The sequence below is a fragment of the Pseudomonas sp. COR18 genome (assembly GCF_048568395.1).
Taxonomy (GTDB): Bacteria; Pseudomonadota; Gammaproteobacteria; order Pseudomonadales; family Pseudomonadaceae; genus Aquipseudomonas; species Aquipseudomonas fuscovaginae_B.
This window is the reverse complement of the sequence record NZ_CP183808.1, coordinates 2,445,001-2,471,828: the sequence shown is the minus strand read 5'-3', so window position 1 is coordinate 2,471,828 and position 26,828 is coordinate 2,445,001. Positions and strand designations below refer to the sequence as shown.

At 63.9% G+C, this 26,828-nt stretch carries 23 protein-coding genes and 1 pseudogene (1 of these 24 running past the window's edge); 5 read left to right on the top strand and 19 right to left on the bottom strand.

Annotated elements, in window-relative coordinates; genetic code table 11:
* From ACM62G_RS11315 to ACM62G_RS11305, 3 genes are all read left to right on the top strand, one after another.
* Entirely contained in the window at positions 1-468 is a 468-nt protein-coding gene (locus ACM62G_RS11315; protein ID WP_419737170.1) for an inhibitor of vertebrate lysozyme family protein, read from the top strand.
* A gap of 669 nt (positions 469-1,137) precedes the next feature.
* Positions 1,138-2,439: a glutamate/aspartate:proton symporter GltP gene (gltP, locus tag ACM62G_RS11310; RefSeq protein WP_054059159.1), complete on the top strand. Its 1,302-nt coding sequence runs from the start codon at positions 1,138-1,140 to the stop codon at positions 2,437-2,439.
* Between the two features lie 124 nt (positions 2,440-2,563).
* Positions 2,564-3,793: a nucleoside recognition domain-containing protein gene (locus ACM62G_RS11305; RefSeq protein WP_054059158.1), complete on the top strand. Its 1,230-nt coding sequence runs from the start codon at positions 2,564-2,566 to the stop codon at positions 3,791-3,793.
* 40 nt (positions 3,794-3,833) lie between these two features.
* Here ACM62G_RS11305 and ACM62G_RS11300 read toward each other — a convergent pair whose 3' ends face one another.
* From ACM62G_RS11300 to ACM62G_RS11210, 19 genes and pseudogenes are all read right to left on the bottom strand, one after another.
* Complete coding sequence (locus ACM62G_RS11300) at positions 3,834-4,466, bottom strand: ABC-type transport auxiliary lipoprotein family protein (protein WP_054059157.1); 633 nt, start codon at positions 4,464-4,466, stop codon at positions 3,834-3,836.
* On the bottom strand, positions 4,463-5,401 hold the full coding sequence (locus ACM62G_RS11295) for an MlaD family protein (RefSeq protein WP_054059156.1): 939 nt from the start codon (positions 5,399-5,401) through the stop codon (positions 4,463-4,465). Before ACM62G_RS11295 ends, ACM62G_RS11300 begins: the two co-directional genes overlap by 4 nt.
* 1 nt (position 5,402) lies before the next feature.
* A complete protein-coding gene (locus tag ACM62G_RS11290; protein ID WP_054059155.1) occupies positions 5,403-6,206 on the bottom strand; it encodes an ABC transporter ATP-binding protein in 804 nt (267 codons plus the stop codon).
* Positions 6,203-7,348 (bottom strand): ABC transporter permease, encoded by a 1,146-nt coding sequence (locus tag ACM62G_RS11285; protein WP_054059154.1) that lies wholly within the window; start codon positions 7,346-7,348, stop codon positions 6,203-6,205. Before ACM62G_RS11285 ends, ACM62G_RS11290 begins: the two co-directional genes overlap by 4 nt.
* Before the next feature lie 64 nt (positions 7,349-7,412).
* The gene (locus ACM62G_RS11280; RefSeq protein WP_416771214.1) at positions 7,413-8,444 is read right to left on the bottom strand and encodes a DUF5924 family protein; all 1,032 of its coding nucleotides are present in this window, start codon (positions 8,442-8,444) and stop codon (positions 7,413-7,415) included.
* Positions 8,445-8,632: 188 nt separating this feature from the next.
* A pseudogene (locus ACM62G_RS11275) lies at positions 8,633-10,008 on the bottom strand (M16 family metallopeptidase).
* A 55-nt stretch (positions 10,009-10,063) separates the two neighbouring features.
* Positions 10,064-11,722, bottom strand: a complete 1,659-nt coding sequence (locus ACM62G_RS11270; protein WP_054059151.1) for a Na/Pi cotransporter family protein — start codon at positions 11,720-11,722, stop codon at positions 10,064-10,066.
* Between the two features lie 211 nt (positions 11,723-11,933).
* Positions 11,934-12,704, bottom strand: a complete 771-nt coding sequence (locus ACM62G_RS11265; RefSeq protein WP_054059150.1) for a TerC family protein — start codon at positions 12,702-12,704, stop codon at positions 11,934-11,936.
* A gap of 69 nt (positions 12,705-12,773) precedes the next feature.
* Positions 12,774-14,081 (bottom strand): CitMHS family transporter, encoded by a 1,308-nt coding sequence (locus ACM62G_RS11260; RefSeq protein ID WP_054059149.1) that lies wholly within the window; start codon positions 14,079-14,081, stop codon positions 12,774-12,776.
* A gap of 395 nt (positions 14,082-14,476) precedes the next feature.
* Positions 14,477-16,438 carry a DUF4105 domain-containing protein gene (locus ACM62G_RS11255; RefSeq protein WP_419737169.1) on the bottom strand — a complete coding sequence of 654 codons (1,962 nt, stop codon included), beginning with the start codon at positions 16,436-16,438 and terminating at the stop codon, positions 14,477-14,479.
* A complete protein-coding gene (locus ACM62G_RS11250) occupies positions 16,435-16,773 on the bottom strand; it encodes a DUF2388 domain-containing protein (RefSeq protein WP_419737511.1) in 339 nt (112 codons plus the stop codon). The genes ACM62G_RS11255 and ACM62G_RS11250 overlap by 4 nt, the downstream gene beginning before the upstream one ends.
* A gap of 6 nt (positions 16,774-16,779) precedes the next feature.
* Complete coding sequence (locus tag ACM62G_RS11245) at positions 16,780-17,073, bottom strand: DUF2388 domain-containing protein (protein WP_054059145.1); 294 nt, start codon at positions 17,071-17,073, stop codon at positions 16,780-16,782.
* Positions 17,074-17,260: 187 nt separating this feature from the next.
* Positions 17,261-17,578, bottom strand: a complete 318-nt coding sequence (locus tag ACM62G_RS11240; RefSeq protein WP_054059144.1) for a DUF2388 domain-containing protein — start codon at positions 17,576-17,578, stop codon at positions 17,261-17,263.
* Positions 17,579-17,954: 376 nt separating this feature from the next.
* Complete coding sequence (locus ACM62G_RS11235; RefSeq protein WP_017902681.1) at positions 17,955-18,170, bottom strand: DUF1127 domain-containing protein; 216 nt, start codon at positions 18,168-18,170, stop codon at positions 17,955-17,957.
* A gap of 325 nt (positions 18,171-18,495) precedes the next feature.
* Positions 18,496-19,989, bottom strand: a complete 1,494-nt coding sequence (locus tag ACM62G_RS11230) for an acetyl-CoA hydrolase/transferase family protein (protein WP_419737168.1) — start codon at positions 19,987-19,989, stop codon at positions 18,496-18,498.
* Positions 19,990-20,169: 180 nt separating this feature from the next.
* Positions 20,170-21,606 (bottom strand): NAD(P)(+) transhydrogenase (Re/Si-specific) subunit beta, encoded by a 1,437-nt coding sequence (locus tag ACM62G_RS11225; RefSeq protein ID WP_054059142.1) that lies wholly within the window; start codon positions 21,604-21,606, stop codon positions 20,170-20,172.
* On the bottom strand, positions 21,606-21,929 hold the full coding sequence (locus tag ACM62G_RS11220) for an NAD(P) transhydrogenase subunit alpha (protein WP_054059141.1): 324 nt from the start codon (positions 21,927-21,929) through the stop codon (positions 21,606-21,608). Before ACM62G_RS11220 ends, ACM62G_RS11225 begins: the two co-directional genes overlap by 1 nt.
* 16 nt (positions 21,930-21,945) lie before the next feature.
* Positions 21,946-23,067 carry a Re/Si-specific NAD(P)(+) transhydrogenase subunit alpha gene (locus ACM62G_RS11215; protein ID WP_054059140.1) on the bottom strand — a complete coding sequence of 374 codons (1,122 nt, stop codon included), beginning with the start codon at positions 23,065-23,067 and terminating at the stop codon, positions 21,946-21,948.
* A gap of 436 nt (positions 23,068-23,503) precedes the next feature.
* Positions 23,504-24,403, bottom strand: a complete 900-nt coding sequence (locus ACM62G_RS11210; RefSeq protein ID WP_054059139.1) for a LysR family transcriptional regulator — start codon at positions 24,401-24,403, stop codon at positions 23,504-23,506.
* A 157-nt stretch (positions 24,404-24,560) separates the two neighbouring features.
* On the opposite strand from ACM62G_RS11210, the gene ACM62G_RS11205 reads away from it, so the two are divergent.
* Positions 24,561-25,742 carry an acyl-CoA dehydrogenase gene (locus ACM62G_RS11205; protein WP_273824964.1) on the top strand — a complete coding sequence of 394 codons (1,182 nt, stop codon included), beginning with the start codon at positions 24,561-24,563 and terminating at the stop codon, positions 25,740-25,742.
* Between the two features lie 14 nt (positions 25,743-25,756).
* Positions 25,757-26,828 carry the 5' portion of a CaiB/BaiF CoA transferase family protein gene (locus ACM62G_RS11200; RefSeq protein ID WP_273824966.1) on the top strand. Its footprint extends 149 nt past the window's final position, so only the first 1,072 of its 1,221 coding nucleotides appear in the window; its start codon is at positions 25,757-25,759; its stop codon lies beyond the right edge, outside the window.

The following is a 26,828-nucleotide window of genomic DNA, read 5'->3' as shown; positions in this document are numbered from 1 at the left end:
ATGTTCAAGCCAACCCTGAAAACCGTGGCCGCTGCCCTGCTGCTGGGCAGCAGCGCCATGGCGCTGGCGGCCAACGACGGCCAGGCGCGGGTCAACGAACTGCTGAGTTCGTCGCCCGAGTACCGCGAAGCCTGGCAGGACGTCGTGCGCAAGGAGGAACGCCTGCCCGAGTGGGTGATGAACCTGTCGGGCAGTTCCGAACAGATGACTGCGGTTGAAGAGGATGGCGACCAGTATCTGGTCGGCCCGCTCTGCGAGACCACAGACAGTTGCCGCAACAAGCGCCTGATCGTCGCCTTCAGCTTCGACAGGAAGCACGCCTACGCGATGCTGGTGGAAGTGCCTGCGGGCCTGCCGGCCGACAAGTCGCCAACCCGTCATGCCGACTATCGCTTCCTCGGCAAGCCGGACGAAGGCATGCAGGGGCTGTTGAGGGAGCAACTGAAGAAGGACCCGAACTGGTACTGAGTTCGAGGGAGTGAAAGAGCAGGAGCCCGTCGAGGGCTTCTACCCCTGCATCGCCCGAGGACGGCGAATGCATGACCAGGGGGCCGGGATGCTCTGATTGTTTGAGGATCGGAGCGACCTACGGGTACAGGGAGTACCTGCGCAAGGGCCGGGTCAGGCGAAGGCGGCAGTCGGCAAGCCGTGGGGCGGTCCCTGCGGTTTGCCACTGCTGTCGTCTTATGTCGTTTGGACATGAAGTGCGGATTAGTATCGGATCCAATCCAGTCTCGACCGTACATCCAGAAAAACCTTTTCCGTCGTACCGGTCAAAGCCCGATTCTGTAGGGTTTTTCGAAAACTCCCAGGCTGTCCTACTCATTTGCCGAGCGATACTAATCGCTCTGCGATGGCCGGATTACGGCCATCATGGCGGCGGAAATGACCTGTTCGCCTCCCCTTGATATGAGCTATTGTCGGACAAAAGTTATGCCGATTCGGCATGGGGTAGACGGTTACGGCATTAGACGTGCCATCCCCGCGCCGCAATAGTTGCGCCCTTTTTTGCCAGCCAGCGAGCTTCCCGGCCTGCTGGCGGTGACCTTCCATGGGGGGCGGATGGGGACTTCCCGCATGCCTGGGCGTGCGGGCAGGACGCATTGGCCCGAGTCCACTTGAAGTAAGGGTAACAAGATGAAGAAGGCAAAGCTCAGCCTCGCCTGGCAGATCCTCATCGGTCTGGTACTGGGGATTGCACTCGGTGCGCTGCTCAACCATTTCAGTGCGGAAAAGGCCTGGTGGATCAGTAACGTGCTGCAACCGGCAGGCGATATCTTCATCCGCCTGATCAAGATGATCGTGATCCCGATCGTCATTTCCTCGCTGGTGGTCGGCATCGCCGGCGTCGGTGACGCCAAGCAGCTGGGGCGTATCGGCCTCAAGACCATCATCTACTTCGAGGTCGTCACCACCATCGCCATTCTCGTCGGCCTGGTGCTGGCCAACGTGGTCCACCCGGGCGCCGGCATCGACATGAGCACCCTGGGCACCGTGGACATCTCCAAGTACAAGGCCACTGTCGCCGAAGTACAGCACGAGCATGCGTTCATCGAGACCATCCTCAACCTGATCCCGTCGAACATCATCGCGGCCATGGCCCGTGGCGAGATGCTGCCGATCATCTTCTTCTCGGTGATTTTCGGCCTCGGTCTGTCGAGCCTGCAGGCCGAGCTGCGCGACCCGCTGGTGAAAATGTTCCAGGGTGTGTCGGAAACCATGTTCAAGGTCACCCACATGATCATGAACTACGCGCCGATCGGTGTGTTCGCCCTGATCGCCGTGACCGTGGCCAACTTCGGCTTCGCCTCGCTGCTGCCACTGGCCAAGCTGGTGGTGCTGGTCTACGTCGCCGTCCTCCTGTTCGCCTTCGTGGTGCTCGGCCTGATCGCCCGCCTGTTCGGTTTCTCGGTGATCCGGCTGATGCGCATCTTCAAGGACGAGCTGATCCTGGCCTATTCCACCGCCAGCTCGGAAACCGCCCTGCCGCGGATCATCGAGAAGATGGAAGCCTATGGTGCGCCAAAGGCCATCTGCAGCTTCGTGGTGCCGACCGGCTACTCGTTCAACCTCGACGGTTCGACCCTGTACCAGAGCATCGCGGCGATCTTCATCGCCCAGCTCTACGGCATCGACATGTCCGTCGGCCAGCAACTGTTGCTGGTGGTGACCCTGATGGTCACCTCCAAGGGCATCGCCGGCGTACCGGGCGTGTCCTTCGTGGTGCTGTTGGCGACCCTGGGCAGCGTCGGCATTCCGCTGGAGGGCCTGGCCTTCATCGCCGGTGTCGACCGCATCATGGACATGGCGCGTACCGCCCTGAACGTGATCGGCAACGCCCTGGCCGCCCTGGTCATCGCCCGTTGGGAAGGTCTGTATGACGAGGCCAAGGGCGAGCGCTACTGGAACTCGCTGCCGCACTGGCGCAGCAAGGCCTGACCCCCCGATTGTTCACACGCTCCGCGTGGGAACACCTCACCGAACAACGAACCCCGGACTTTCCGGGGTTTGTTGTTTCTGGCCCGACCGCTATCATTCGCCGCATCTTCAAGGAGTTTTCCCGATGCTCAATGGCCTGTGGCTTGGCTTTTTCGTGGTGGCGACCGTTTCGGCGCTGGCGCAATGGCTGGTGGGTGGCAACCACGCGATCTTCGCCAGCATGGTTGAAAGCATCTTCGCCATGGCCAAGCTGTCGGTGGAGGTCATGGTCCTGCTGTTCGGCACCCTGACGCTCTGGCTCGGCTTCCTGCGCATCGCCGAAAAGGCCGGGATCGTCGACTGGCTGGCCAAGGCCCTCGGGCCGCTGTTCAGCCGGCTGATGCCGGAAGTGCCGCGCGGGCACCCGGCCATCGGCCTGATCACCCTCAACTTCGCCGCCAACGGCCTGGGCCTGGACAACGCCGCCACGCCCATCGGGCTCAAGGCCATGCGCGCGCTGCAGGAGCTCAACCCGAGCCAGACCGTGGCGAGCAATGCGCAGATCCTGTTCCTGGTGCTCAACGCTTCGTCGCTGACCCTGCTGCCGGTGACCATCTTCATGTACCGCGCCCAGCAGGGCGCACCGGACCCGACCCTGGTGTTCCTGCCGATCCTGCTGGCGACCAGTGCCTCGACCCTGGTCGGCCTGCTGTCGGTGGCGCTGGTGCAGCGCCTGCGCCTGTGGGACCCGGTGGTGCTGGCCTACCTGGTGCCGGGGGCGTTGCTCCTCGGCGGTTTCATGGCGGTGCTGGCCGGGTTGTCGGCCACGGCGCTGGCGAGCCTGTCGTCGATCCTTGGCAACCTGACGCTGTTTGGCCTGATCATGCTGTTCCTGGTGATCGGCGCCTTGCGCAAGGTGAAGGTCTACGAGGCCTTCGTCGAGGGCGCGAAGGAAGGTTTCGACGTGGCGAAGAACCTGCTGCCGTACCTGGTGGCGATGCTCTGCGCCATCGGTGTGCTGCGGGCCTCCGGTGCGCTGGATTTCGGCCTCGACGGCATTCGCCACCTGGTGCAGTGGGCCGGTTGGGACACGCGTTTCGTCGATGCGCTGCCGACGGCGATGGTCAAGCCGTTCTCCGGCAGTGCCGCCCGGGCGATGCTGATCGAAACCATGAAGACCCAGGGCGTGGACAGCTTTCCGGCACTGGCGGCAGCGACCATCCAGGGCAGCACCGAGACCACCTTCTATGTGCTGGCGGTGTACTTCGGCGCGGTGAACATCCAACGCGCCCGTCATGCGGTGGGCTGTGCCCTGCTGGCGGAGCTGGCCGGGGTGGTGGCGGCGATCGGGGTTTGCTACTGGTTCTTTGGCTGAGGCTGAAGCCCTGTTCGCGGGCAAGCCCGCGAAGCAATTTCTAGTGTCTGGCTGAAATCCCGCCCTGCTGCACCGCCCAGCCGATCACCTGCCCCGTCAGCTTGTCCCCGGCCTGACCAAAGCCGGCCACCACGGCGGGTACCTGCTTGTCGCCCAGCGGCTGGCGCACCTCGAAGCGCCGGCTGGCGAGAATCCGCTGGTCGCTGTCGCGCACCAGCCGGGCATCGAAACGGATCACCACCTCGGCGTCCTGCCCGTGATACTCGGTCTGGAATGCCTGCAACTCGCCGCCCAGCTCGAAATCCGCGCGCAGGTTGCTGTCGTCGGTGCTCAGCAGGCGCACCCGGCCATCACGCTGGAAGGCGTCGAGCAGGCGGTTGCGCAGCAGCACCGGGGCCGGGTCGCTCCAGCGCGAGGCCTTGTAGTGGCTGAGCAGGTCACCCTGGGGCACCACGGCGATATTCGGGCTGTTCAGGGCCTCGCCGGCAATCGGCTTGGCGATCCGCAACGACCACTCGACCGGTTGGACGGCAGACGCCGCCTGGCTGCCCTGCGCGGTCGGCAGCCGATAGACGTCCACCGGCTCGGCTTCGGGCAGGATCGAGCAGGCGCTGCCCAGGGTCAGGCCGGCGATCAGGGTCAGGTAACTCAGGGCACGACGGGCAAGCCTCATGGAGTGAATTCCTTGTTCTTGTCACGGCCCAGCAGGTAGCCGCTGGGGTTGGCGTTCAGGCGCTGCGAGACGGTGCGCAGGCTGCTCAGGGTTTCACGCAGCTCGCGGATCGCCGGCGCCAGTTCGTTGAGCCCTTGCAGGCCGCTGTTGACCGAGTCCTGGTTGCTGGCGAGCAGTTTGTCGAGGGTCGCGCTGCTGCGTTCCAGCGACTGCATGGCCCGCTCGGCGCTGCCCAGGGCCTGGGTGCCCTGCTTGTCGAGCAGGTTGTTGGCGTTGCGCATCAGTTGCGAGGTCTGCTCCAGGGTACCGCTGACCTGCTTGCCGACCTGGGTCATCTGCTGCAGCACCTGGCGGATGTCGTCGCGCTGGCCGGCGATGGCACCGGTGGTCTGTTGCAGGTTGTCCAGGGTCTTGCTGACGTTCTCGACGTTCTGTTGGGAGAACAGCTCATTGGCATTGTGCAGCAGCACGTTGATGCCGCTCATCAGGTCGCTGCTGTCGCTGAGCAGGCGGGAAATCGGCGACGGTGTGGCGATGATCTCCGGCAGCCTGCCGTCCTTGCCCTTGAGTTCGGGGCTCTGCGGGGTGCCGCCGCTGAGCTGGATCAGCGAGGTACCGGTGATTCCGGTCAACGCCAGCTTGGCCCGGGTGTCTTCCTTGATCGGGGTGTCGCCGACCAGGCGGATGCGCGCCAGTACCCGCCGCGGATCTTTCGGGTCGAGGCTCAGTTGCAGCACGTCGCCGACCTTGATCCCGCTGTACTGCACCGGGCTGCCGCGGGACAGGCCGCTGACCGCCTCGTTGAAGACCACTTCGTAGTCCTTGAACGCGGTGTCGACGCTGGATTTGGCCAGCCACAGGCCGAAGAGCAGCGCGCCGAGCACCACCAGTACGCTGAACAGGCCGATCATCACATGATGGGCACGGGTTTCCATCTCATCCCTCCTTGAGCGGTGTGGCCGCGTCAAAGGCGGCGCGGCCCCGCGGGCCGTGGAAGTATTCGTGAATCCAGGGGTCGTCGGTTTCGGCGACCCGGTCGATGGCGTCGGCCACCAGCACGCGTTTCTGCGCCAGCACCGCGACCCGGTCGGTGATGGTGTAGAGGGTGTCCAGGTCATGGGTGATGAGGAACACGCTCAGGCCGAGGGCGTCGCGCAGGGTCAGGATCAACTGGTCGAAGGCGGCGGCACCGATCGGGTCGAGACCGGCGGTGGGCTCGTCGAGGAACAGGATGTCCGGGTCCAGGGCCAGTGCGCGAGCCAGGGCGGCACGCTTGATCATGCCACCGGACAGCGACGCCGGGTACTTGTTGGCGGCCGACAGCGGCAGGCCGGACAGCGCCAGTTTCACGCAGGCCAGGTGTTCGGCGTCGGCGCGGCTGAGGCCGGCGTGTTCGATCAGTGGCAGGGCGACGTTTTCCACCACGGTCAGCGAGGAAAACAGCGCACCCTGCTGGAACAGCACGCCAAAGCGCCGCTCGACCTGAGAACGGGCCTGTTCCGGCAGGCTCGGCAGGTCCTGGCCGAACACCCGTACCTGGCCGTCGCTGGGCCGGCGCAGGCCGATGATGCTGCGCATCAGCACCGACTTGCCGGTGCCGGAGCCGCCGACCACCGCCATGATCTCGCCCTTGTACAGGTCGAGATCGAGATTTTCGTGGACGCTCTGCGCACCGAAGCGGTTGCACAGCCCGCGAACCTGGATCACCGCCTCGCTGGGCGGCCTTGCTACCCGGCTCACCAGCCCATCTCCATGAAGAACAGCGCGGCGACGGCGTCGAGCACGATCACGATGAAGATCGACTGGACCACGCTGGAGGTGGTGTGGGCCCCGACCGATTCGGCGCTGCCGCTGACCTTGAAGCCCTCCAGGCAACCCACCGCGGCGATCAGGAAGGCGAAGAACGGAGCCTTCACCAGGCCGACCAGGAAATGCTGGAGGCCGATGTCGGCCTGCAGCAGGGACAGGAACATCGCCGGCGAAATCCCCAGCGACAGCGCGCAGACCACGCCTCCGCCGACGATCCCGCAGAGCATGGCGAGGAACGTCAGCATCGGCAGGGCGATCAGCAGTGCCAGCACCCGTGGCAGCACCAGCAGTTCCATGGGGTCCAGGCCGAGGGTGCGAATGGCGTCGATCTCCTCGTTGGCTTTCATCGAGCCGATCTGGGCGGTAAAGGCGCTGGCGGTGCGGCCGGCCATCAGGATGGCGGTCAGCAGTACGCCGAATTCACGCAGGAAGGAGAACGCCACCAGGTCCACGGTAAAGATGCTGGCGCCGAAACTGGCCAGCACCGTCGCGCCGAGAAACGCCACCACGGCACCGACCAGGAAGGTCAGCAGGGCGATGATCGGAGCGGCGTCGAGGCCGGTCTGCTCGATATGCGCGACCATCGGCGTGAGCCGCCAGCGCGAGGGTCGCAGCAGACCGCGAGCGAGGGTTTCGAGGATCAGGCCGATGAAGCCGAGCAGTTGCCGGGTGTCCTGCCAGACCTGGTCGACGGCCCGGCCGATCCGTTCGAGCAGTTGCATGCCGGCGGCCTGTTCCGGCTCCCTGACCGGGACGCAGAAGTCAGTCAGGGAGCAGTAGACGGTCTGCAACAGCGCGCGGTCGGCGGCGGACAGGTGTTCGCTGTGCTCGGCCAGTTGCCCGAGGCGCTGGGCGCCCAGCAACTCCACCAGCAGCGAGGCGCCGGCGGTGTCGAGGGCGCCCAACTGGTCCAGGTCGACGGTGGTGCTCGCGTCATAGTGGCCGAGCAGCTCGGCGCTGCGGCGTTTCAGGACGCTGTAGTGGGCCAGCGTCCAGTCACCGCTGATCCGCAGCCGTGCGGGGCTCGTCGAGGTGTCCAGCTGGGCGTTGCCGGCCGTCGTGCTGATGATCATGGGCTTCCGGGCTTAACAGGCGTCTACGCAAACCACTGTAATAGCACGATAGCCTGATCCATCACTAGGACCCTTGTGCGGTCTTTGCCGGACCGGTGATCTCGAAACGCAGCACGCCGAGCATCTGCCCGTCCTCGGTCAGCACCCGTACCAGCCAGCTGCCGCTGGGGTCGGCGGGGAAGTTCTGCTTGTGGGTCCAGGCCCGGTAGCCCTCCTTGCGCCCGCCGTGGATGTCCAGGGCGATCCGGTCGACTTCACGGCCGTTGAACTCCCAGACATGGTAGATCCGCTCATCCAGCCCCCGTGGCGCGTTGATCGAGGTGTAGGCATAGAGGCCGGCGCTGCGCACCTGGGCGGCGTCGACCTGCTCCAGGCTGGCGCCGGGGGTGCGGTCCTGCAGTTGCGTGGTCACCGCGACTTCGGTCATCCACAGGGTCGCCGGTGGCACCCAGGAGCGCAGCAGCCAGCCGGCGCCGCCGATGGCCAGGGTCACGCAGACCAGCATCAGCCAGCCGCGCAGGTTGCGCAGCGGCAGGCTCACCGCCAGGCTCGGAATCGACAGCAGCAGCGCGGTACCCAAGGCCAGCTTGTAGCTTTCGGCGGTGGTCAGGTGAAGGATGATCGGCAGCGCCGTGAGCATGGCGGCGAACAGCGTCAGGGTGTGCAGGCCGAGCAGCAGCCAGCGCTTGGGCGCCAGCCATTTGTAATACAGCGGGTCGGTGATCGACACCAGTGCCGCGGCGCCGAGCAGGCTGGTGAAGATCAGTTGGCCGCTGTTCCAGGTGGTGGTGATGAAGAAGAACGGCAGGACGAAGAACAGGCTTTCCTGGTGGATCAGTTGCGTGGCGTAGCGCAGCAGCGGTTCGGGGATTTCGCGCTTGAACAGGCGGCTGAACAGTTGGGTCAGGGTGTTTTCCAGCATCAGCCAGACCCAGCTCAGCAACAGCACGATGGCGATCAGGCTGGCCTTGCTCTGCTGGCGGTCGACCAGGATGAAGCTGGCAATCCCCGAGCAGAAGCCGAAGGCGGCGATGGCTCCCGGGTAACGCTTCATCAGTTCGAGGACGCGCTGGATGAGAAGGGTCAGCTTGGTCATGCGGTGGTTCACTGGACTGGGGTGCGAAATGGCCCGACACAATACAGTTTTAGTGCCAGGGATGGGAGCGATCCCGCTGCCTGACAGCACCCCTGGAGGCCCCTTTGGTGGGAGCGGACTTGCCCGCGAAGCCCTTGGCGGCCTCGGGGGCGCTTTCGCGGGCAAGCCCGCTCCTGCCAGGGGTGCGGCTAGCGCCGGCGCCAGGCCCGCCATCCCAGGGGAATCAGCACCAGCAATGCCAGCAGGCTGGCACCCAGCCACATCAGTTGGTCATAGCTGAGCAGCGGCTTCTCGACCCGCAGGTAGCCCGGTTGTTCGAACAGTTTGCGCAGGGCCTGGTTGGCCTGCTTGAGAGTCACCGCCTGCAGGGCCTTGGCCGGGTTGCTGAAGTGGCCGTCCTCGTAATCGCCCAGGGCCCCCAGTAATAGTCGGCCAACGCACTGTTGCCCTGCACCGCCCAGGCCTGGCGGGCGATCGCGGCCTGCTGCAGGCGGGCGAAGGTGGCCGGGTCGAGGCCGTCCCTGAGCAACTGCGTCTTCAGGTCGGCCAGCACCTGTCTGGCCTGGCCCAGATTGTCCCGCTCGACATCGGCATTGAGGCTGAAGAAACCGACGCCACCGAGCACTTCGCGCTCGCTCCAGGGCCCGTAGGACAGGCTGTGGGCCAGGCGCAACTGGCGATACAGCGCCCAGTCCAGGTAGTCCTTGAGCAGGTCGACGGCCGCGTCGGGCTGGTCCTCCAGTGCCGGTTCGGGAAACAGCCAATGGATCTTCGCGCCGTTGCCGACCCAGCCACGGATCAGGTCCCGCTCGGCGGCGGCATGGTGCAGGATCTGCGGCAGCGGCAGGTGATCGTTGGGCTCCACCGGCTCCAGTGCACCGAAGGTCCGATCCAGATAGGCCGGCAGCAGGCGGTCGAGCTCGCCGACCATGATCAGGGTCATGTTGTTCGGTGCGTACCAGTTCTTGCGCAGCGCCTCCAGCTGTTCCCGGGTGAGGTCCGCGACCCCTGCCCGCTCGCGGCATTTCAGCCCGAGCTCCACGGCCAGCTGCTCGCTGCTGCGATGGCCGGTCTGCTGAATGTCCAGCCAGCGTTGCAGGTGCGAGTAATGCCCGCCGTCCTCGCGCTCGACCACCTGCTTGGCGGCGGCGATATCGGCATCGCTGAAGCGGGTTCTGGTCAGCACGGCGAGCAGCAGGTCGAGAATCCTGCGCTGGTTGGCGGCCGGCGCCTCGATCACGAAGGTGGTGTCGGCGTCACTGGTATAGGCGTTCCATTCGCCGCCCAGGGCCTGCATGCGTTCTTCCAGGCCGCCTTCGCCGCTGGCGTCGATACCGCTGAACAGCAGGTGTTCGAGCAGGTGCGGCAGCTCCTTGTCGGCACAGGCGAAATCGTCGAAACCGACGCCCACCACCAACCGGATCGACACGTGCCCACGCTCGCTGCCCGGTTTGAGCAGCAGTTGCAGGCCGTTGGGCAACTGGTAGCCCTCGACCTGGAAGCGATCAAGGGCCTGGGCGGGGATCAGCGTGAACAGCAGGCAAACGAACAGCAGGCAACGCATAACCAATTTCCGCGGACGGGTTCCTACGCACAGACAACGGTCGAACCGTGGACGTTCAGGGCGAGTGGGTGATATCGGCTGTTTCTTCCGAGGCCAGCGCCCCGGTCTCGGAGGTTTCCAGGACCACGTAGGCGCTGCTGCAGAATAACGAATTCAAACGCTTCATGTCGGCAATCAGCTCCAGATGCAGGGAACTGGTCTCGATACTCTGTACGATCTTTCGTTGCAGGCGGCTGACGTGGGCGTGGGCCAGGCGTCGCTCCTGGGCGCGGAACCGGCGTTTTTCCCGCAGCAGTTGCCGGGCGCTTTCCGGGTCGGAACTGAGGAACACCGACAGGCCCAGGCGCAGGTTGTCGATCAGTTGGCTGTGCAGGCCGGCCAGTTCCTCCAGGCCATCCTCGGAAAACGAGCGGCGCTTGGCGGTCTTCTGTTGCTGGACCTTGCGCAGCATGCGTTCGATCAGGTCGGCTGCCAGTTTCAGGTTGATTGCCAGCTCGATGATCTCCGCCCAGCGCCGGCTGTCCTGTTCGCCCAGGTCCTCGCGCGGCATCTGCGCCAGGTAGAGCTTGACCGCACTGTAGAGCACTTCGACGTCATCGCTCAGGCGGCGCATCTCGATGGCCACGGCGGTCTGCTTGCCGCGCAGCACGTCGAGCATGGCGGCGAGCATGCTGTCGATCAGGTCGCCGATGCGCAGGGTTTCGCGGGCGGCGTTGGACAGCGCCAGGCCGGGGGTGGCGAGGGCCGCCAGGTCGAGATGGCGGGGCTTGAGCTTGCCGTTGGTTTCCGGTTGTTCCGGCAGCAGCCAGGCGCACAGCCGCGCCATCGGTCCGACGCTGGGCAGCAGGATCAGGCAGCGCACGGTGTTGTAGAGCAGATGAAAGCCGATCACCGTTTCCTGCGGGCTGAAGTCCAGGCCGTCGAGCCAGTTCACCAGCGGGGTCAGCACGGGAATGATCAGCAGCAGGCCGATCAGCTTGTACAGCAGGCTGCCGAGCGCGACCTGGCGGCCGGCGGCGTTCTGCATGCTGGTACTGAGGAAGGCCAGCACGCCGCTGCCGATGTTGGCGCCGATCACCAGGCCGATGGCCACCGGCAGGCCGATCACCCCGGCGCCGGCCAGGGTCGCGGTGAGCAGCACGGCGGCGAGGCTGGAGTAGGAAATCATCGCGAACAGCGCGCCGACCAGGGCATCGAGCAGGATATCGCCGGTCAGTGAGGCGAACACCACCTTCACGCCCTGGGCGTGGGTGATCGGTGCGGCGGCTTCGACGATCAGTTGCAGGGCGAGGATGATCAGCCCCAGGCCGATGCCGACACGGCCGAGCTGACCGGCGCGGGTCTGCTTGCGCGAGAGGAAGAAGATCACCCCCAGGAAGATCAGTAGCGGCGACAGCCAGGACAGGTCGAAGGTCAGCACCCGGGCCATCAGCGCGGTACCGACGTCGGCACCGAGCATGGTTGCCAGGGCCGGGGTCAATGCCATCAGGCCCTGGCCGACGAAGGAGGTCACCAGCATCGCCGTGGCGTTGCTGCTCTGCACCAGGGCGGTGACCAGAATGCCGGCGACGAAGGCCAGCGGGCGTCTGGCCATGTTCTGGCCGATCACCTGGCGCAGGTTGGAGCCGTAGACCCGCAGGATGCCGGTGCGGACGATGTGCGTGCCCCAGATCAGCAGGGTCACGGCGGAAAGCAGATTGAGCAGGGTCAGCATGTCGGGCCCCCTGGGATGCCGGTGCCCCAGAGGGGCAAGTTGAAGGTATCGCGTGCCTTTCTACGTCTTGTCCTTAAGCTGTAGCCGGCTATCGGGACAAGCGCCAGCATCGCATGGCTGTCGCCATTTCTGAAACAAAACTGTCATGAATGAAAAGCAAGAAAGGGGCCACGCCTGGGCCCCTTTCCTGTTTCTTCAGTGCGCTGCGGGTTTATTGACCCGGAATGTCCTTGCGCAGTTTCACCGGATCCTTCTGTGCCTTCTTTTTCGCCATCGCGGTGCGCATCTTGATGTTGATCGCCTCCACGGCCAGCGAGAACGCCATGGCGAAGTAGACATAGCCTTTGGGTACGTGCACTTCGAAGGCCTCGGCGATCAGCACGGTACCGACCACGATCAGGAACGACAGCGCGAGCATCTTCAGCGACGGATGCTTGTCGATGAAGTCGCCGATGGACTTGGAGGCCAGCATCATCACCAGCACCGCCACCACGATGGCCGCGACCATCACCGGCACATGGGAAACCATGCCGACGGCGGTGATCACCGAGTCCAGGGAGAACACGATGTCGATGATCGCGATCTGGATGATGGTGTAGAGGAAGTTGCCGCCCTTGCCCTTGGGCTCGTCGTCGGCGGTCTCGTCCTCACCTTCCAGGCCGTGGTAGATCTCCTGGGAGCTTTTCCACAGCAGGAACAGGCCGCCGAAGAACAGGATCAGGTCGCGTCCGGAGATGCCCTGGCCGAAGACCACGAACAGGTCGGCGGTCAGGCGCATGACCCAGGTGATCGACAGCAGCAGCATGATCCGCGTGATCATCGCCAGGGCCAGGCCGAAGATCCGGGTGCGCTGCTGCATGTGCTTGGGCATGCGGCTGACCAGGATCGAGATCATGATGATGTTGTCGATGCCCAGGACGATCTCCAGGGCGGTCAGGGTGAAGAAGGCCACCCAGATTTCCGGGTTGGTCAGCCAATCCATGTGTGTTCCTTTGCTCGTGTGTTGGGCCAGCCCTGCGGCGCTCGCCGGGCTGGCGGTGAATCGTTGTCGTTATAGACTGCCGAAGAGCGGGAATGTCCCCAGCAGCAGTGCGCCCACCAGTATGCACAGACACACCAGTACAGCCCATTTCAGGGTGAAGCGCTGGTGATCGCCGAATTCGATGCCGGCCAGTGCCACCAACAGGTAGGTCGACGGCACCAGTGGGCTCAACAGGTGGACGGGCTGACCGACGATCGAGGCACGTGCCATTTCCACGGCGCTGATGCCGTAATGGCTGGCGGCTTCGGCCAGTACCGGCAGCACGCCATAATAGAACGCATCGTTGGACATGAAAAAGGTGAACGGCATGCTCGCCAGTGCGGTGATCACCGCCAGGTACGGGCCGAGTGCCGGTGGGATCACCGCCAGCAGGCTCTTGGACATGGCGTCGACCATGCCGGTACCGGACAGGATGCCGGTGAAGATGCCCGCGGCGAAGATCAGCCCGACCACCGCCAGGACGCTGCCGGCGTGGGCGGCGATGCGATCCTTCTGCTGCTGCAGGCAAGGGTAGTTGACGATCATGGCGATACTGAACGCGACCATGAACAGCACCGGCAGTGGCAGCAGGCCGGCGATCAGTGCGCACATCAGGCCCAGTGTCAGGGCGCCGTTGAACCAGATCAGTTTCGGCCGGCGCGCCTCGGGGAATTGCGAGACGCTGATTTCGCTGTGGTCGATGTCATCGCCGAGGATGTGCAACTCGCCCAGGCGGGCCCGTTCGCGCTTGCCGTAGAAGTAGGCGATCACCAGGATCGCCAGCACGCCGGCGCACATCGCCGGGATCATCGGCACGAAGATATCCGACGGGTCGACGTGCAGCGCACTGGCGGCACGGGCGGTCGGGCCACCCCAGGGGGTCATGTTCATCACGCCGCCGGCGAGAATGATCAGCCCGGCCATGATCCGCGGGCTCATGCCGATGCGGCTGTACAGCGGCAGCATGGCGGCAACGCAGATCATGTAGGTGGTGGCGCCGTCACCGTCGAGCGAGACCACCAGGGCCAGCACCGCGGTGCCGACCGAAACTTTCAGCGGGTCGCCCTTGACCAGCTTGAGAATCTTGCGCACGGCCGGGTCGAACAGGCCGGAGTCGATCATCAGGGCGAAATAGAGAATGGCGAACATCAGCATCACGCCGGTCGGCGCGAGTTTGGTGATGCCTTCGATCATCATCTTGCCGATGGTGCCCCCGAAACCGCCGAACAGGGCGAAGAGGATCGGCACGATGATCAGGGCGATCAGCGCGGACAGGCGCTTGGTCATGATCAGGTACATGAAGGTAATGACCATGGCGAAGCCAAGGAAAGTCAGCATGGGAGTACTCCGGACGTAACGCGGCTAGGGAAAGGCGAAGCGGCTGGGGGATCAGCGCGGGGCTATCGCAAGCGTTACGGGCGGATTTGCAGCGAACAGGCGGGTCGTAGCGGACATCGGTATCACCATTGTTGTTGTTGATTGGGCCGTGGGCGTGCCTGTGGGGCACGTCCCGGCCGACCGGTCTGGTGCCGGCGGTGAGGCGATGCTAATGGGGGAAGCTTTCAGCCAGCTTTCGTGGCGGGAGGTTGGTTTGGGAATTGTATTGCGCCGTTCGCGGATAAATCCTGCTCCCTCGGGGCAGGTGGTGTTCACTGCCTTTGCGTCAGGCGCGGTTTACTGTGGGAGCAGGATTTATCCGCGAAGGGGCCGCAACAGTCACTACAGCGTCCGGCTCAGGGCAACTCCAGCCCCCCCGCCGCCTTGTGCAGGCTGCGCAGGTGTTCGCCGACCATCTTCAGGTTGGCCTCGCTGGCCTCGATCTCGGCTTCGCGCGCGGGGTCGAGCAGCTTGCGCACTTCCTTGTCGAGGTCGCCGGTCAGGCGCTGCAACTGTTGCTGGCGCTGGGCGCTCTCGGCCTCCAGGCGCTGCCATTCGCCCGGCTGCGGCAGACCATAGCCGCTGCTGCCCAGCAACTCCGCCGGTCGGCTGAGGAAGCCGCTGTTGGCGAGGATCGCCTGCAGCGTGCGGTTGGCCTGGTCCATGCCGCCGTCCTTGATCTCGCGCCCGCCGAGGTACTTCTGCTTGACCTCGTCTTGGGCCAGCAGCAACTGCCGCCGGTAACCCGCCTGCTCCAGCAGCAGCAAGGCGGCGCTGGTGCGCAGGTCGGCCTGGGCGAACCAGGGGCGGCGTTCCGCCGGGCGCAGGGTCAACCAGTCCTCGACGGTTTCCTGTTTGATCGGCAGATGCTGTTTCAGCACCTCGAACATTGCCTGGTAGCGGTCCCGGTAGGAGTCGAAGCGATAGCCCAGGCGCAGGGCCTCGCGCGGGTCGTCGAGCACGCTGGTGTCGGCCAGCCCCCTGCCCTTGAGCACTTCCAGCAGGCCGTTGGGCATGATGCTGTCCAGGCCCTTGAGCTGGGCGTTGTCGGTGCCGCTGCGCAACAGCTTGAGGGTCTCGACCGCACAGTTGTTGGTCACGAAGTAGTAGTTGCCGTCGTAGCTCCAGTGCATCTCGGCGGCATGCTCGACCACTTCCTCGATTTCCCGGCGCGACAGTTTCAGCGGTACCGAGGCCAGGCTGCGCAGCTCGGTCTTGGTGTACTCGTCGATGACCTGGGCCAGCGGCAGCACGAACAGGCGTGACGGGTAGGCGCCGGTCAGGCCGCCCCAGGTCGAGAGCTGCACATCGTTGACGAAGGCACGGTAGGACAGCACCAGGTGCTGGTCCAGGTCCAGCCGGCAATCCGGCCCGCGTGGCCGGCCGGGGGCGCAGATCACCAGGCGCAGCATGCTGTGGCCCCAGCGGCTGACCCAGTTCTGGTTGGCCTCGGCCAGCAGGTAGTCGACTTCATAGACCCGTTCCGGGTCGATGCGGCCCAGGGGCGTCTTGCCGAAGTCGTTGCCGGCATTGAGGAACGGGAAGGCCTTGGCGCAGTCGTCCTTGCCCGGCGGCGCCCAGCCGAAACGTTCCTGGTAGTAGCGGTACAGCGCCGGACGACGGCAGGCGTAGGCCGGGTCGAGGAGGAAATACTCCATGTTGACCGCGACGAACTCCTTGGGGTTGGTGGTCTCGTAGAGGTCCGGACTGCGGGCCACCTGCTTGTTGTGCTGCTCGCGCTGGCCGCGGGTGCCGACCGATTGCGGCCAGCCGGCCAGGTCCAGCAGGCGCGGGTCATCGCTGAGGGTGAAGCGTCGATCGATCTGGCCGCGGCATTCATCGCGCAGGCCGACCAGGCCGGTGTTGTCGTTCTGGCGAGTGCAGCGCTGGATCAGCCGGCGTTCGGCGTCGGGCCACAGGCGGGCGCGGTCGTAGATATGGGTCAGCTCGTGCAGCACGGTGGCGAGCATTTCCTCGCGTACGGTGCCGTGGGGACGGTGGGTCTTCTTCGTCGCCGCCGAGCCGTCGACCAGGCCGGGCAACAGATTGCGGTTGAGCTCGATTTCCGCGACCAGGGACGCCTCGCCATAGGCGTTGTCCGGCATCCGGGTCGACCAGCTCAGAGTGATGCGCCGGTCCAACTGCTCGATGAAGCGGGGTGGCAGGTGGGCGATCGCTTCATCCAGCAGCGCCTGGCTGGCGCGCTGTTCGGCCAGGCTCAGGCCGTCGCCGTTGAGCTGCAATTGCAGGCTGGCCTGGGCCGCGTTGCCGCCAAGCAACAGTGCGCAGGCCAGCAGCCAGCCGGCAAACGGCCTCACAGGGCGAGAATGGCTTCGGCGAGGGTCTGGTCGCTGGCGTCGCGGGCTTCCGGCACCTGGGTGCGCAGGGCGTTGAAGGCGGCTTCCAGTTGCGCGCCGCGGATCTCGCCATGGCTGGCGACGAAGCTGGCGGCGTCGTCATGGGCTTCGCGGACCACTTTCGAATCACGGATCGAGGTGGTGGTGTCCGAGGTGAAGTCGATGGTGCGACCCGAAGCACGGACGATGATGTTGCTGGTGGCCACCAGGGTATGCGCCGAGGCCGCATCGGCCAGCAACAACAAGCCGAGGGCGGCGGCGATCAGGGGGTACGCATGAAGTGTCTCCGGATACAGAAGTGACTATTGGACGAGAATTGCCTCGGCCAGTTCAAGGTCGCTTGCATGAAGTTTTGGCCGGCTCTGGCGTAACCAGGTCAAGGCCGACTCCAGCTGCGCTCCCCGCACCAGCCCGTCGCTGGCGACAAAGGCGGCGGCATCATCCCGGGCCGCCAGTATCAGTTTATGGTCGAAGGGCGCGGTGGTCACCTGGCTGGTGACATAACCGCTGACGACGACGCCTTGGGTAGTCATGTCGAATGCGTGGGCCTGAGTGATCCAGCTGAGGGCTATGAGCAATAAGGATAATGAACGCATGAGTCTCGATGGCTGATTGAACGAGCGTCAAGGCTAGCGGAATGAGCCGGTCAGGACCAGCGCGGTGGTCTGCGCCGCGCTTGCGAGGACCTGGGATGGCCTCTCTTTGTGAGCGATTCCATGCTGGTGCGCAAGACTTGCCGGCCTCTTCGCGGGCAAGCCATGCTCCTTTTGACGATGGTGCTCGTCAGATCGCCAGGATCGCCTGCGCCAGTTGCGCGTCGCTGGCCTGCAGCTGTGGCGCCTGGCGGCGGATGGTGTCGAAGGCGCTTTCCAGTTTCACCCCGCGGATGCGGCCTTCGCTGGCGACGAAGCTGGCGGCGTCGTCCCGGGCGGCGCGTACGATCTTGTTGTCACGCAGCGACGAGGTCGCGTCGGACGTGGTGTCGGTGGTGGCCTGGAGCGCACCGACCAGGGCATCGGTGGTGGCGATGAAGCTGCTGGCGTGGGCGGTGGCGGCCATGCACAACAGGCTGGCAGCGCCGAGCAGGCGAAGACGGGACATGATGAATCTCCTGGACGTGGAAGAGGAACAGCAAGACAGAAACGGCCGCTCGAACACGGGAACGATGAACCTCAGACGCACATTCCGTGCTGCGGGCTACCTGTGACCGCGATATTAGGCGCAGTTCCCGGGTGGCGGAAAGCCGGTTTCACCGCCCTGATGGGCGACCTAGAGCCTTTTCGTCGGATTTGATTAACTGTACTGGTCATATTTTTGATTTATTGAAATTGTACCTGTAATCCCCTTTCACGGTTCCTTGCCCAAAAAACGCCTGCCCGAAAACGACAGAGCCCGTCGCGGTTTCCCGCGACGGGCTCTGTCGTTTCAATTCGGTTGCTGGCGGTGAACCCCGGGGGTCAGGGCCAGCGGGCGCTGCTTAGCGCCAGAACGGCTTGCTCAGCTCTTCGTAGCGCTGTGCTTCGCTGATGCCGGCGTCGGCCAGCAGGCGTGCGTCCAGACGAGCCAGTTGATGACGGCTGGCGATACGGCGCTGCCACAGCATCAGGTTGGCCAGAATGCGCAGAGGCAGAGAGGCTTTGGCTTCAGTGGCGGTGTTTTCGTAGAACAGTTCGGAACTGAGTGTACGTTCCATGGTTGACATCCTTCCGCTTTTGGCGGGATCAGGGAGTGGTTTAACTTCGACTGATGCCAATGATCCTCTCATTTGCCCAGTCTCTCTAGATACAGTTCACCTGTATTGTGAGGGACCAGTTAACTGTTTATAGGGGCTGTACTGCTCGGAATTGAGGCAACTGTACCTATTCGCACAATATTGGTGCGTTTTTGCCCAGGTGAGGAGGTTGAGAGGGGAGTTGGAGGAAAAAAAGACCGGTACAGCAGTACAGTTTTTTCTGGTTCGTACGGATCGGTCGCCCCGCTGACGAAACTGTGTTGGCGTCAGCGGGGAACTGTTTCAATCAGTCGGCGAGCATTTTCCCGGTTTCGTCCAGGTTGATGTGCCAGCTCAGTGCTTCGCGCAGGATGTGTGGGGTATGGCCGCCCAGGGCGCAGGCGCGCTCGAAGTAGTCATTGAGGGCAGCGCGGTACATGGGGTGTACGCAGTTGTCGATGATCACTCGCGCCCGCTCACGTGGCGCCAGTCCACGCAGGTCGGCCAGGCCGATTTCGGTGACGAGGATGTCGACGTCATGTTCGGTGTGGTCGACGTGGCTGACCATCGGCACCACGCTGGAGATGGCGCCGCCCTTGGCGATCGACTTGGTGACGAAGATCGCCAGGTGTGCGTTGCGGGCGAAGTCGCCGGAGCCGCCGATGCCATTCATCATCCGCGTGCCGCAGACATGGGTGGAGTTGACGTTGCCGTACAGATCGAACTCCAGGGCGGTGTTGATGCCGATGATGCCCAGGCGGCGCACCACCTCGGGGTGGTTGGAGATTTCCTGCGGGCGCAGCACCAGCTTCTCTTTATAGCGCTCGAGGTTGCCGAACACGTCGCTGTTGCGGCGGTCCGACAGGGTGATCGAGCTGCCGGAGGCGAAGGACAGCTTGCCGGCATCGATGAGGTCGAAGGTCGAGTCCTGCAGCACTTCGGAGTACATGGTCAGGTCTTCGAACGGCGAATCGATCAGGCCGCACATCACCGCGTTGGCAATGTTGCCGATCCCCGCCTGCAGCGGGCCGAGCTTGTTAGTCATGCGGCCGTCGGCCACTTCTTCTTTAAGGAAGGCGATCAGGTGGTCGGCGATGGCCTGGGTTTCGCTGTCCGGCGGCGTCACGGTGGACGGCGAGTCGGGCTGCTCGGTGATGACGATGGCGACGATCTTCGCCGGGTCGATCGGGATCGCCGTGCTGCCGATGCGGTCGTCGGCTTTCACCAGCGGAATCGGCGTGCGGGTCGGCCGATAGCTTGGGATATAGATGTCGTGCAGGCCTTCCAGGTTCGGGTTGTGCGCCAGGTTGATCTCGATGATCACCTGCTTGGCGAAGATCGCGAAGCTGGCCGAGTTGCCCACCGAGGTGGTCGGCACGATATGCCCCTGCTCGGTGATCGCCACCGCCTCGATGACTGCCAGGTCCGGCAGCTTGAGTTGCTTGTTGCGCAACTGTTCGACGGTTTCCGACAGGTGCTGGTCGATGAACATCACCTGGCCTGCGTTGATCGCCTTGCGCAGGGTGTTGTCGACCTGGAACGGCATGCGGCGCGACAGCACGCCGGCTTCGGTGAGTTGCTTGTCGAGATCGTTGCCCAGGCTGGCGCCGGTCATCAGGGTGATTTTCAGCGGCTCCTGCCTGGCGCGTTCGGCTAGAGCATGGGGCACGGCCTTGGCTTCGCCGGCGCGGGTGAAACCGCTCATGCCGACGGTCATGCCGTCCTGGATCAGTGCGGCAGCATCAGCCGCGCTCATCACCTTACTGGAAAGAGAAGGCAAGCGAATACGATCACGGTACATGGATTTTTTTCTCGGGCAACGGAAGCAAGATGCGCAGTCTAGAGGTTTCAAAAAGTTTCGCCGCGCGACCAAGGTCGAATGCCGACCCCTGATTCAGAGCCTTTGGTCGGTTTTTCGCAGGCAAAGAAAAACCCCAACCTACTAAAGGATGGGGTTTTTGGTATTGCGCTGGAGCAAGGCTTATTCGACGGCCTTGACCATGTCCTCGATGACCTTCTTCGCGTCGCCGAAGACCATCATGGTCTTGTCGAGGTAGAACAGTTCGTTATCCAGGCCGGCGTAGCCGCTGGCCATGGAGCGCTTGTTGACGATGATGGTCTTGGCCTTGAACGCCTCGAGGATCGGCATGCCGGCAATCGGCGACTTCGGATCGTTTTTCGCCGCCGGGTTGACCACGTCGTTCGCGCCCAGCACCAGCACCACGTCGGCCTGGCCGAACTCGGAGTTGATGTCCTCCATCTCGAACACCTGGTCGTAGGGCACCTCGGCCTCGGCCAGTAGTACGTTCATGTGTCCGGGCATGCGGCCGGCCACCGGGTGGATCGCGTACTTCACGGTCACGCCATGGTGGGTCAGCTTTTCCGTCAGTTCCTTCAGCGCGTGCTGGGCGCGGGCCACCGCCAGGCCGTAGCCGGGCACGATGATCACGGTGTCGGCGTTGGTCAGCAGGAAGGTCGCGTCGTCGGCCGAACCGGATTTCACCGGCCGCGCCTCTTTCGAGCCGGCCGGGCCGCCGGCGTCCGCCGTGTTGCCGAAACCGCCGAGCAGTACGTTGAAGAAGGAACGGTTCATCGCCTTGCACATGATGTACGAGAGGATCGCGCCGGACGAACCCACCAGGGAGCCGGCGATGATCAGCATCGAGTTGTTCAGCGAGAAGCCGATGCCCGCCGCCGCCCAGCCGGAATAGCTGTTGAGCATCGACACCACCACCGGCATGTCGGCGCCGCCGATCGGGATGATGATCAGCACGCCGAGCACGAAGGCCAGGGCCAGCATCAGGGCGAAGGCCGCCAGGTTGCCGGTGAACATGAAGGTCAGGCCCAGGGCGAGGGTCGCCAGGCCCAACAGCAGGTTCAACGTGTGCTGGCCGCCGAACTGTACCGGTGCGCCCTGGAACAGGCGGAACTTGTACTTGCCCGACAGCTTGCCGAAGGCGATCACCGAACCGGAGAAGGTAATGGCACCGATCGCCGCGCCGAGAAACAGTTCCAGGCGGTTGCCGGCTGGAATCGAGTCGCCCAGGTGCTTGACGATACCCAGCGACTGCGGCTCGACCACCGCCGCGATGGCGATGAACACCGCGGCCAGGCCGATCATGCTGTGCATGAAGGCCACCAGCTCGGGCATCTTGGTCATTTCCACACGCTTGGCCATGATCGAGCCGGCGCTGCCACCGATCAGCAGGCCGACGATCACGTAGCCGATGCCGGCGGTTGCCAGCTCGGCCCCCAGCTTGAACACCAGGCCCACGGTGGTGGCGATGGCCAGGGCCATGCCGAGCATGCCGAACAGGTTGCCGCGCCGCGACGTGGTCGGGTGCGAGAGGCCCTTGAGGGCCTGGATGAAGCAGACCGACGCGATCAGGTAGAGCGTCGTTACCAGATTCATGCTCATTACTTGGGCGCCTCTTCTTTTCCGGCTTTCGGGGCTTTCTTCTTGAACATTTCAAGCATGCGGCGCGTCACCAGGAAGCCGCCGAACACGTTGACGGCGGCCAGGGCCACGGCCAGGGTGCCCATGATCTTGCCCAGCGGGGTCACGGTCAGGGCGGCGGCGAGCATGGCGCCGACGATCACGATCGCCGAGATGGCGTTGGTCACCGCCATCAGTGGCGTGTGCAGCGCGGGTGTCACGTTCCAGACCACGTGGTAACCGACATAGATCGCCAGCACGAAGATGATCAGGTTGTAGATACCGGGGGAGATAAGCTCTTCCATCTTCTGGGTCCTCTGCTCAGGCGTTCTTGCGGATGACCTGGCCGTCGCGGCACATCAGGCACGCGGCGACGATGTCGTCTTCGAGGTTCACTTCGAACTGTTTTTCCTTGTTGAAGACCAGCTTCAGGAAATCCAGCAGGTTGCGGGCGTACAGCGCCGAGGCATCGGCGGCGACTTCGCCGGGCAGGTTGGTCGGGCCGACGATGGTCACGCCGTGGGCCACCACCACCTGGTCGGCGACGGTCAGCGGGCAGTTGCCGCCCTGGGCGGCGGCCAGATCGACCACCACCGAGCCGGGCTTCATCTGCGCCACGGTCTCGGCGCTCAGCAGTACCGGCGCCTTGCGCCCCGGGATCAGCGCGGTGGTGATGACGATATCCGCCTGTTTCGCCCGTTCGTGCACGGCCACGGCCTGGCGCTGCATCCAGCTGGCCGGCATGGGCCGGGCATAGCCGCCCACGCCGACCGCGCACTCGCGCTCCTCGTCGGTTTCGTACGGTACGTCGACGAATTTCGCTCCCAGGGACTCGATCTGTTCCTTCACCGCAGGACGCACGTCCGACGCCTCGATCACCGCACCCAGGCGCTTGGCGGTGGCGATGGCCTGCAGCCCCGCAACACCGGCACCGAGGATCAGCACCCGGGCGGCCTTCACGGTACCGGCGGCGGTCATCAGCATCGGCATGAAGCGTGGGTAGTAGTGAGCGGCCAGCAGCACTGCCTTGTAGCCGGCGATGTTGGCCTGGGACGAGAGCACATCGAGGCTTTGCGCACGCGAGGTGCGCGGTGCGGCTTCCAGGGCGAAGGCAGTAATACCCCGGTCGGCCAGCTTGGCGATGGTTTCGTTGTTGAAGGGGTTGAGCATGCCAACCAGCACGGTACCGGGCTTGATCAGCGCCAGTTCGCTGTCGCTGGGGGCCACCACCTTGAGAATCAGTTCGGCGCCGAAGGCCTCGGCTGCGCTGCCGATATGGGCGCCGGCCGCCTCATAGGCACTGTCGATGACGCTGGCACCTATGCCGGCGCCGCTTTGAACAGTGACCTTGTGACCCTGGCCGACTAGCTTCTTGATGGTTTCCGGAGTTGCAGCAACCCGAGTCTCACCTGTCTGGGTTTCGAGAGGAACACCAATGTGCACGTCAAATCTCCTGCGTGATCTTTTTTATAAGAAGGCCAGTGCACTGCGGAGGGTGCGACTGGAGCGGCCGATCAGCACGATCCCGCCATTTTCCAGGCGGGGCGCGGCATTTTGCAGGCGAAAAACCCACCCTACAAGAGATTATGAAGGGTGACGCAAAATTAACTACAAGTCACCCCGTGACCGAATGTCGCACTGATAGGCTGAAAGACCGCAAAATAGAGGCCTTGGAAGAATTCTGGTTGGAAATGGAGAAATTTCGAATCGGTGGCGTGAATGGGCCGATATTGGTCGCAAAAGTGCCTGTAAGCCTTTAGTTTCGGCACTTTCGTACGAATTTCAGGGGAGCCGCTATAGTTTGCACAAAGGCGACATATTATTATGTCTGTAGGTTTTGTGGGTATTTGACTACCGGGTCAAATATCGCCAAAAGCCTTTAATTCAGCAGGCTATAGCCCTGTGCCTGGTTTACCAGCCAGTCGCGAAAAGCTCGCAGGGAGGCCGATTCGACTTTTCGTTCGGGAATCATCAGGTAATAGGCCTTGATACTGGTGAGAGCGCTGGGGTTGGCGATCACCAGGCGTTTTTCCGCCAATTCCCGTTGAATCAGGAACGGTGGGATCAGTGCGATGCCCATCTCGTGCATGGCTGCCTGGGCCAGCATGGAGAATAGTTCATAGCGCGGGCCTGTCATGTCGCGGGGGATGTTCAACTCCTGGGCGTTGAACCATTGGCGCCAGGCGTAGGGGCGCGTGGTCTGCTGCAACAGCGGCAGCTCGGCGATCTCGGCGGCGCTCAGGCTCTGGCGGTTGCCCAGCAGGCTCGGGCTGCATACCGGCATCGGGTTCTCGCCCATCAGCCGATGGGACTCGGTGCCCGACCAGTCGGCATCGCCGAAGTAGATGGCGGCGTCGAAATCGGTGTCGGCGAAGAGGAAAGGTCGGGTGCGGTTGGTCAGGTTGACCGTGACCTCCGGGTGCTTGTGCTGGAAGTCCTTGAGCCGCGGCAGCAGCCACTGCGTGCCGAAGGTTGGCACCACCGCCAGTTCGATCACATTCGCGCCCTGCTGGCCCATGACGGACAAGGTATCGCGTTCGACCGCGTCCAGCTGTGTGGCGACCCGGCGACTGTAGGAAAGCCCTGCTTCAGTGAGTTTTACGCCGCGTCTCGAGCGTCGGAACAGTTCGATGCCGAGGAACTCCTCCAGGCTGGCGATCTGTCGGCAGATGGCGCCCTGGGTGAGGGAAAGTTCGACAGCGGCCTTGGTAAAACTCTCGTGACGAGCGGCGGCTTCGAAACTGATCAGGGCGGCGGTGCTGGGAATCTTCCTGCGCATGTACGGCAATCTCACTAAAGGAGCTGGTAAATGGCTGTTGAGCAGCTTTCGGAGTGAGAAATTAGCACAACAGCATGCGAAATCCTCGTTTGCCGGATCTGCCAGCGGCGCCTAGGATCAAACCACGATATTTGACCTGTTTTGCGAGGAGTCTCTGATGGGCGCTAAAGCTAGCTTCAACTGGATCGATCCGCTGCTGCTGGATCAACAGCTCACTGAAGAGGAGCGGATGATTCGCGACACCGCCCAGCAATTCGCCCAGGACAAGCTCGCGCCACGGGTGCTCGAAGCCTTCCGTCACGAACAGACCGACCCGGCGATCTTCCGCGAAATGGGCGAAGTCGGCCTGCTCGGTGCGACCATTCCGGTCGAGTACGGCGGCAGTGGCCTGAACTATGTCAGCTACGGCCTTATCGCCCGTGAGGTGGAGCGCGTCGATTCGGGCTATCGCTCGATGATGAGTGTGCAGTCCTCACTGGTGATGGTGCCGATCAACGAATTCGGTACCCAGGCACAGAAGCAGAAGTACCTGCCCAAGTTGGCCACTGGCGAGTGGATCGGCTGCTTCGGCCTGACTGAACCCAACCACGGTTCCGATCCGGGGGCGATGGTCACCCGTGCGCGCAAGGTCGAGGGTGGCTACAGCCTGACCGGCAGCAAGATGTGGATCACCAACAGCCCGATCGCCGACGTGTTCGTGGTCTGGGCCAAGGATGATGCCGGCGATATCCGTGGCTTCGTCCTGGAGAAAGGCTGGAAAGGCCTGAGCGCACCGGCGATTCACGGTAAGGTCGGCCTGCGCGCCTCCATTACCGGCGAAATCGTCATGGACAACGTGTTCGTGCCCGAAGAAAACGCCTTCCCGGAAGTGCGCGGCCTGAAAGGTCCGTTCACCTGCCTCAACTCCGCCCGTTACGGCATCTCCTGGGGAGCGCTGGGCGCTGCCGAGTTCTGCTGGCACACCGCTCGCCAATACACCCTGGATCGTCAGCAGTTCGGTCGGCCGCTGGCGGCCAACCAATTGATCCAGAAGAAGCTGGCCGATATGCAGACCGAGATCACCCTCGCCCTGCAGGGTTGCCTGCGCCTCGGCCGGATGAAGGACGAAGGCACCGCAGCGGTGGAAATCACCTCGATCATGAAGCGCAACTCCTGCGGCAAGTCCCTGGAAATCGCCCGTATGGCGCGGGACATGCTCGGTGGCAATGGCATCTCCGACGAGTTCGGGGTGGCCCGTCACCTGGTCAACCTGGAAGTGGTCAATACCTATGAAGGTACCCACGACGTGCATGCGCTGATCCTCGGGCGTGCGCAAACCGGCCTCCAGGCGTTCTACTGACAGGAGCTGGCCTCATGGGCGCGCTTTCGCATCTGCGGGTATTGGATTTGTCGCGGGTATTGGCCGGCCCCTGGTGCGGCCAGATCCTCGCGGACCTGGGGGCCGAGGTGATCAAGGTCGAGCGCCCCGGCAACGGTGATGACACGCGCGCCTGGGGCCCGCCCTTCCTCAAGGACGCCCGCGGCGAGAACACCAGCGAGGCGGCCTATTACCTGTCGGCCAACCGCAACAAGCAATCGGTCACCATCGACTTCACCCGGCCCGAGGGCCAGCGTCTGGTGCGCGAGCTCGCCATGAAGTCCGATATCCTGATCGAGAACTTCAAGGTGGGTGGGTTGGCGGCCTATGGCCTGGACTATGAGTCGCTCAAGGCGCTGAACCCGAACCTGATCTATTGCTCGATCACCGGCTTCGGTCAGTTCGGGCCCTACGCCAAGCGTGCCGGCTACGACTTCATGATTCAGGGCCTGGGTGGCCTGATGAGCCTGACCGGCAAACCCGAAGGTGATGAAGGGGCCGGGCCGGTGAAGGTCGGTGTGGCCCTGACCGATATCCTCACCGGACTGTATTCGACCGTGGCGATCCTGGCCGCCCTCGCCCATCGTGATCGTGATGGCGGTGGGCAGCATATCGACATGGCTCTGTTGGACGTACAGGTGGCGTGCCTGGCGAATCAGGCGATGAACTACCTGACTTCCGGGGTGGCGCCGAAGCGCCTGGGTAACGCTCATCCGAACATCGTGCCTTACCAGGACTTCCCGACGGCCGATGGCGATTTCATCCTGACGGTGGGCAATGACGGGCAGTTCCGCAAGTTCGCCGAGGTGGCGGGTCAGCCGCAGTGGGCGGACGATCCGCGCTTTGCCAGCAACGCCGCGCGGGTGGCCAACCGTGCGGTGCTGATTCCATTGATTCGCCAGGCCACCGTGTTCAAGACGACGGCCGAGTGGGTGGCGCAGTTGGAGCGGGTCGGTGTGCCTTGCGGGCCGATCAATGATCTGTCGCAGGTGTTTGCCGATCCCCAGGTGCAGGCGCGTGGACTGGCGGTCGAACTGCCCCATGCGTTGGCCGGGCGGGTGCCGCAGG